This window comes from Acidovorax sp. KPB24-07, assembly GCF_057543315.1.
The window spans coordinates 1-2,399 of record NZ_BAAJYS010000466.1 but is presented as its reverse complement, the minus strand read 5'-3'; the positions used below and the strand labels follow the sequence as shown (position 1 = coordinate 2,399).

The 2,399-nt window shown below is 71.2% G+C and carries 2 protein-coding genes; both read left to right on the top strand.

Annotation, left to right across the window (positions count from 1 at the left end; all coding sequences use genetic code 11):
• The coding region (locus tag AC27IQ_RS22650; RefSeq protein ID WP_487090883.1) for a DUF4132 domain-containing protein at window positions 1-1,468 on the top strand (1,468 nt) is incomplete at its 5' end.
• A 52-nt stretch (window positions 1,469-1,520) separates the two neighbouring features.
• Window positions 1,521-2,399, top strand: an 879-nt coding sequence (locus AC27IQ_RS22645) for an ATP-binding protein (RefSeq protein ID WP_487090882.1), incomplete at its 3' end; no start/stop codon positions are given.

Genomic DNA, 2,399 nt, shown 5'->3' with positions numbered 1-2,399 from the left:
GCAGCCGCGCGGCTGGCGCCGCCCGGTGCTGCAGGACGGCCCGGGCCCTGGCAAGGCGCTGCCCGACGAAGCGCTCGACGCGCTCGGCCAGATGCTGACCTTCCCCACGAGCGAGGAGGTGTATGCCGGCATCGCCGTGGTGCGCGAGGCCTGCACGCCCGATTCGCTGGCCGATTTCGCATGGGATGCGTTCGGCGCCTGGCTCGAAGCGGGCGGCCCGTCGAAGGACGGCTGGGCGCTGACCGCGCTGGGCCTGCTGGGCACCGACGACACCGCCCGCCGGCTCACGCCCTTCATCCGCGCCTGGCCCGGCGAGTCGGCCCATGCGCGCGCCGTCACGGGGCTGGACGTGCTCGCGCAGATCGGCACCGACGTCGCGCTGATGCTGCTCAACGGCATCGCACAGAAGATCAAGTTCAAGGGCTTGCAGGACAAGGCCCGCGAGAAGATCGCCGCCATCGCCGAGGCGCGGGGCCTGAGCCCCGAGGAACTGGAGGACCGCCTCGCGCCCGACCTGGGCCTGGATGCGCAGGGCACGCTGCGGCTCGACTTCGGTCCGAGGGCGTTCAAAGTGGGCTTCGACGAGACGCTCAAACCCTATGTGCGCGAGGTCTCGGGGGACGGCAGCGACGGCGCGCGCCTGCCGGACCTGCCCAAGCCGAAGAAGACCGACGACCCCGACCTCTCGGCGCAGGCCGTGGAGCGCTTCAAGCTGCTCAAGAAGGACGCGCGCACCATCGCCAGCCAGCAGTTGCTGCGCCTGGAGGTGGCCATGTGCGCGCGCCGGCGCTGGACGCCGGAGGTATTCCGCACCTTCCTCGCCGGCCACCCGCTCGTGCGCCACATCGTGCAGCGCCTGGTGTGGGGCGTGTACGAGGTGCCAGATGGCGGCAGCTACGGCGGCCGGCTCGCGGCCTGCTTTCGCGTGGCGGAAGACGGCAGCACCACCACGGCCGAGGACGACCCGTTCGATATCCCGGAGGGCGCGCAGGTGCGCATCGGCGTTCCGCATGCGCTGGAACTGTCGCCCGAGGACGCCGCGGCCTTCGGCCAGATCTTCGCGGACTACGAGCTGCTGCAGCCGTTCCCGCAGATCGGCCGCGACACCTACACGCTGACCGAGGCGGAGAAGGCGGACATCAAGCTATCGCGCTGGACCAAGGCCAAGGTGCCCACGGGCCGCGTGCTGGGCCTGGTCAACAAGGGCTGGCGCCGCGGGCAGGCGCAGGACGGCGGCGGCATCTGGTACTTCACCAAGCCGCTGGGAGCCGCCCATGTGATCGAGTTGCACCTGGACCCCGGCATCATCGTGGGCATGGTGGACGAGTACCCCGAGCAGGAACTGGGCGAGGTGCAGGTGGGCAAGCCTTCCGCGTGGGGCGAGTTGCAGAATGCCGAGCCCATCGGCCGTCTGGACGCCATCTCCGCCAGCGAGCTGATCCGCGACCTGGAGGGGCTTCGCGCCTGACCGGCCATCGCATGGCTGCCCCCTGCCTTTCCCATCCCTGACCGACCGCACCATGGCCATCTCCCGCAAGACAACACCTCCCGGCGAAGCCGCAACCGCGGGAGTCCCGCTGCAGCGGCCGCCTTCCGAAATCCTCCATGCCGCGGAACTGGAGCGCCTGCGCGCACAGGACACGGACCCGCGCCCGCCCGGCTGGTCGCTGGGCCTGCGCGCCGCACGGGCCTTCATCCTGGGCGATGCGGCGCTGGGCATCGCCCCCAAGATCGTCGCGCCCGTGGCAAGCATCGAACGCATGCTGGTCACGCTGGCCACCGGCCGCGGGCTGATGCTCGTGGGCGAGCCCGGCACGGCCAAGTCGCTGCTGTCGGAGCTGCTCGCCGCGGCCGTCTCGGGCGTCTCCACGCTGACCATCCAGGGCGGCGCCTCGACCACCGAGGACCAGATCAAGTACGGCTGGAACTACGCCCTGCTCATCAACGAAGGCCCCAGCCCGCGCGCGCTCGTGCCCGCACCGCTCTACCAGGGCATGCAGCAGGGACGCATCGTGCGGTTCGAGGAGATCACGCGCGCGCCGCTGGAGGTGCAGGACTGCCTGCTCGGCATGCTCTCCGACCGCGTGATGGCGGTGCCCGAGCTGGCGGGCGAACACGCCATGCTCTACGCCCGCGAGGGCTTCAACATCATCGCCACGGCCAACACGCGGGACCGCGGCGTGAACGAGATGAGTGCCGCGCTCAAGCGCCGCTTCGACTTCGAGACCGTCTTCCCGATCCTCGACTTCGACCGGGAGCTGTCGCTCGTGCAGGACGCCAGCGCGCGGCTGCTCGCGCAAAGCGGCATCCCGCACGCCGTGCCGGCGTCGGTGCTGGAGCTGCTCGTGTCCACCTTCCGAGACCTGCGCGGTGCACCGGCCGACGGCCAGCGCGGCGCG